The sequence below is a fragment of the Vibrio sp. M260118 genome, assembly GCF_036533755.1.
GTDB lineage: Bacteria > Pseudomonadota > Gammaproteobacteria > Enterobacterales > Vibrionaceae > Vibrio.
On sequence record NZ_JATABG010000300.1, the window covers coordinates 1 to 4,460 of the forward strand.

Below are 4,460 nucleotides of genomic sequence, written 5' to 3' on the forward strand. Positions count from 1 at the left end.
GTATGGGCGCAGATGGCCGCGAAGGATCTCGTATGCTGAAAACTGCGGGTTCGACCATTTGGGCTCAAGACGAAGAGAGCTGTGTTGTTTACGGCATGCCACAAGCAGTTGCAAAAGCGGGGATCTCTAGTGAAGACCTGCCGCTAGATAGAATTGCTGAGCGTATGTTAGTCGAAGTCGGCCTAGCATAGAGGTTATCGATGATTGTTTGGAGTATAGCGAATCAGAAAGGCGGCGTGGGTAAGACTACAACGACCATCACTTTGGCTGGTTTGCTGAGTAAACAAGGAAAGCGTGTCTTGTTGGTCGATACTGACCCTCACGCTTCATTGACGACGTACCTAGGTTACGACTCAGATAATGTACCATCAAGTCTATTCGATCTATTTCAACTCAAAGAGTATACCGAACAGACAGTCAGGCCATTGGTCATGCAGTCGGATATCGAAGGTATTGATATCATTCCTGCTCATATGTCTCTGGCTACACTCGACAGAGTAATGGGTAACCGCAGCGGGATGGGGCTTATACTTAAACGTGCTTTGATGGCATTGAAGGCTCATTATGATTATGTGTTGATTGATTGCCCACCGATACTTGGTGTAATGATGGTCAACGCACTTGCGGCAAGTGATCGAATCTTGATTCCAGTGCAAACCGAGTTCTTGGCAATGAAAGGGCTTGAGCGCATGATTCGAACTTTGGCGATTATGCAAAAATCACGTAATAAGTCATTTAATGTCACGATTGTGCCAACAATGTACGATAAACGTACACGAGCGTCATTGCAGACACTTCAGCAGCTGAAAAAAGATTACCCTCAGCAAGTGTGGTCATCAGCGGTGCCAATTGATACCAAGTTCAGAGATGCGAGCTTGAAACATTTGCCAGTTTCTCATTTTGCATCGGGCAGTCGCGGCGTGTTTGCCTACAAGCAATTGCTGCTTTATCTCGAGAGGTTAGCCATCGATGACTAGTCACTCTTTGCTCTCAAGTGAACAGGCATTAGACGATTACTTTTCCGCACTTCTTGAAGAGTCGCTCGATGAGGAAGTCTACCAAGCTGAGCCTGCGCCACTCAAAGAAGTCGAAGCGGTCGCTGACGCGGATGCCGAAGAATATAGCTTACAGCCGTTGGTTCAGTCGGTAGAAGAGAAAAGTTACTACCAGCGTCCTACTGAGGAGATGGTAGAAGTTCCTAACCTCGAAGATGTTGAACGCTTATTAGAACAGCTAGAAAGCACCAATCCGGTTGCAGAATTAGAGCTCGAAGAGGTAATGGCGCAAAATACGGTAAGTATTGCTCAAGTTCAGGTTGAGCCTGCCGTAGAAGAGATACAAGAGTGGGTGATTGATGAGCCTGAAGTGGCGGTAGAAGAGCCGAAACTTGAAGAGCAAATCGTTCAATCTGAGCCCGTTGTTGAACAAGTGGTCGCTGAGCCAGTAGTATCGGAGCCAGAAATCGAAGTTGAGACCACGCTTGATGTAGAGGTTGAGCCAAGCCTTGAGACTCAAACCAGTGGTAGTGATATTGGCACTTGGCAATCAACACAACGTGATATCGATTTTCAGGTGCTCTATTTCGATGTCAATGGCGTTACGTTTGCTGTTCCGCTCGATGAACTGGGCGGCATACATCGCACGGCCGAGATGAATCATCTTATTGGAAGGCCCGACTGGTATCTAGGACTGCAAACTAGCCGTGAAGCTCAGCTTGATGTCGTTGACACCGCTAAGTGGGTAATGCCGGAGAAGCTCAAAGATGATAGTCATCAGGAGCAATATGAGTACATAGTGATGCTAGGTGAAAGCTTGTGGGGCCTAGCCGCAACGCAACTTATGGGTACTGAATCATTAAATCCAGAAATGGTTCGCTGGCGCGAAACTGCGGGAAAACGCCCGTGGCTTGCCGGTATGGTTAAAGAAAAAATGTGTGCTTTGATACATGTTGAAGCATTGATAGCTATGCTTAATGCAGGACTTGATGTTAAAGCATTAGATAATTAGAACATTTGTGCCAATTTAGGCTTAGAGAGGATAAGGTATGTCTCAAACAAATGAAGTAGAAGTACGTAAAGATCAATCGAACGACGAAGTGCTTCAGTGGGTGACGTTCCAACTAGAAGAAGAGACGTACGGCATTAATGTAATGCAGGTTCGTGAAGTTCTTCGTTACACTGAAATTGCTCCAGTACCGGGTGCACCAGATTATGTACTAGGTATTATCAACCTGCGTGGTAACGTTGTAACGGTTATCGATACTCGTTCACGTTTCGGTTTGATGGAAGGTGAAATCACAGATAACACTCGTATCATCGTGATTGAGTCTGAGCATCAAGTAATCGGCATTCTAGTCGACAGCGTTGCTGAAGTTGTTTACCTACGTTCTTCTGAAATCGATACAACACCAAGTGTTGGTACTGATGAAAGTGCTAAGTTTATCCAAGGTGTTAGCAACCGCGATGGCAAACTGCTTATCCTAGTTGATCTTAACAAGCTTCTTACTGACGAAGAATGGGATGAGATGGCTCACCTGTAATGGACACTAGTTGGATGACCAGTGCTCCAGTGATTGCTGGAGCAATCGCGTTAGTTTTTTTGTTTGTTTGTTTATCGCTCTTCAGATTGAAGCGAGCGCAAACACGTTCTGCAGAACATCTACGCCAACAAAATCGTCATCTCGATAAAGAGCTACAAAAAGCGAATAAGCAATTGCTCGAAGTACGCTCAGTGGTTGTTGGGCTAGGCCAAAAGGTCAGCGAACAACAAGACATTATTCAGCATTTTAATGAGCGTATAACCGAATTAGAGCAAGCTGATAGTGATGGCCGTCTGTATTCACGGGCAAGTAAAATGGTCCAGCTCGGCGCTGACGTTAATGAACTCATCGAAGAGTGTGAGTTGCCAAAAGCAGAAGCTGAATTGATGATGTCTTTGCAGAACAAAATCTCAGGTAAAGAGAAAGTCCCTCCTCTAGAAACTCGTCCTCAACAGCAAAAATTTGCTGGCAGAAAACGAAGCGCTAAAAGGTAGGTTGCATAAAAAGTGTCTTTGGACACTTTTTTTATTTTCAAATGTAACCATTTAGTGGTAGTTAATAAGATTTATGTTTGAATATTAACAGATTCTTACGTAGTTTCGTGATTCGTATAGGTCTAATTCTATTTTGTGCTGAATTGGCTGTGGTAAGATATTAGCTCGAAGAATACCCTGGGTCTGATGGCCCTCTTGTCTAGAATAAAGTTTAACCGAAAAAGGTTAACAGACCCTAGTGACGGCCAATGTTAGAAGTATCTCAACTGACAGCAATTAGAGATGAAAGAATTCTCTTTGAAACCCTTTCTTTTAGTGTAGATTCTGGAGAACTCGTTCAGGTAGAAGGTCGAAACGGCACCGGGAAAACCACACTGCTGCGTATTATTACTGGCTTAGGTGATCGCGATAACGGCGAAATTTATTGGAACAAAGAGAACATCGAGTCAAACCGAGACGCTTTCCACCAAGATTTGCTTTTCTTAGGTCATCAGACTGGGGTAAAGCGCGAGCTTACTGCCTACGAGAACCTTAGGTTCTATTTAAGCATTCATTCGAAAAAGCTCGTTGATAAGCAGGCCATCTATAATGCGCTGACTAAGGTTGGCCTTGCTGGTCGAGAAGATGTTCCTGTTGCACAGTTGTCTGCGGGCCAGCAGCGTCGCGTTGCTTTGGCTCGTTTGTGGTTAAGTAATCACAAACTTTGGATTCTTGATGAACCTTTGACTGCGATTGATAAGCAGGGTGTTAAGGTATTGGAATCGCTATTTTTGCAACATGCGGAAAATGGTGGAATTGTTATGCTCACCACACACCAAGATATGTTTGCCGATAACCCAAAACTTAGAAAAATAAAATTAGGGATTTAGTCATGTTCGGCACTATAAACAGCATTATAAGACGTGAACTGCTGATTGCTTTTCGACGCCAAGCGGACATTTTTAACCCTCTGTGGTTCTTTATTATTGTCATCACCCTGTTCCCATTGAGTATTGGCCCAGAACCAAACTTGTTAGCCCGCATTGCAGCGGGCATTGTTTGGGTTGCGGCACTGCTTTCCGCGCTTCTTTCCCTCGAACGTTTGTTCCGTGATGATTTTCAAGACGGCGCACTAGAGCAAATGATGCTAATGCCTGTGCCTTTGCCCATAGTGGTGATCTCCAAAGTGATTGCTCACTGGTTATTGACAGGCCTGCCGTTAATTTTGATTAGCCCGTTACTGTCGATCTTGCTTTCATTAGATTTCAATACTTGGCTAGCGGTAGTTTTGACACTTTTAGTCGGGACGCCAACCTTGAGTTTTATCGGCGCTATTGGCGTGGCTTTAACGGTCGGATTACAAAAGGGTGGCGTGCTGCTTAGCTTGCTGGTACTGCCGCTCTATATTCCGATATTGATTTTTGCGACATCAGCGATTGATGCCGCCT

General features: G+C 44.8%; 7 protein-coding genes. All 7 read left to right on the forward strand.

Annotated features, from left to right (window positions below; translation table 11 throughout):
* On the forward strand, nucleotides 1–191 hold a 191-nt coding region (locus QTO00_RS15350; RefSeq protein ID WP_331425563.1), incomplete at its 5' end, for a chemotaxis protein CheB.
* 9 nt (nucleotides 192–200) lie between these two features.
* Nucleotides 201–977, forward strand: a complete 777-nt coding sequence (locus QTO00_RS15355; RefSeq protein ID WP_331425564.1) for a ParA family protein — start codon at nucleotides 201–203, stop codon at nucleotides 975–977.
* Nucleotides 970–2,007, forward strand: a complete 1,038-nt coding sequence (locus QTO00_RS15360; protein WP_331425565.1) for a chemotaxis protein CheW — start codon at nucleotides 970–972, stop codon at nucleotides 2,005–2,007. The genes QTO00_RS15355 and QTO00_RS15360 overlap by 8 nt, the downstream gene beginning before the upstream one ends.
* A 37-nt stretch (nucleotides 2,008–2,044) precedes the next feature.
* On the forward strand, nucleotides 2,045–2,539 hold the full coding sequence (locus QTO00_RS15365) for a chemotaxis protein CheW (protein WP_006959436.1): 495 nt from the start codon (nucleotides 2,045–2,047) through the stop codon (nucleotides 2,537–2,539).
* Nucleotides 2,539–3,033, forward strand: a complete 495-nt coding sequence (locus QTO00_RS15370; protein WP_331425566.1) for a DUF2802 domain-containing protein — start codon at nucleotides 2,539–2,541, stop codon at nucleotides 3,031–3,033. Before QTO00_RS15365 ends, QTO00_RS15370 begins: the two co-directional genes overlap by 1 nt.
* Nucleotides 3,034–3,281: 248 nt before the next feature.
* Entirely contained in the window at nucleotides 3,282–3,902 is a 621-nt protein-coding gene (ccmA, locus tag QTO00_RS15375) for a cytochrome c biogenesis heme-transporting ATPase CcmA (protein ID WP_331425567.1), read from the forward strand.
* 2 nt (nucleotides 3,903–3,904) lie between these two features.
* The coding region (ccmB, locus tag QTO00_RS15380) for a heme exporter protein CcmB (protein WP_331425568.1) at nucleotides 3,905–4,460 on the forward strand (556 nt) is incomplete at its 3' end.

Excerpts from the sequence above, each read along its gene's own strand:
- QTO00_RS15355 (WP_331425564.1), top strand. The coding sequence starts at position 201 with ATGATTGTTTGGAGTATAGCGAATCAGAAAGGCGGCGTGGGTAAGACT.
- QTO00_RS15370 (WP_331425566.1), top strand. The coding sequence starts at position 2,539 with ATGGACACTAGTTGGATGACCAGTGCTCCAGTGATTGCTGGAGCAATC.
- ccmA (WP_331425567.1), top strand. The coding sequence starts at position 3,282 with ATGTTAGAAGTATCTCAACTGACAGCAATTAGAGATGAAAGAATTCTC.
- QTO00_RS15365 (WP_006959436.1), top strand. The coding sequence starts at position 2,045 with ATGTCTCAAACAAATGAAGTAGAAGTACGTAAAGATCAATCGAACGAC.
- QTO00_RS15360 (WP_331425565.1), top strand. The coding sequence starts at position 970 with ATGACTAGTCACTCTTTGCTCTCAAGTGAACAGGCATTAGACGATTAC.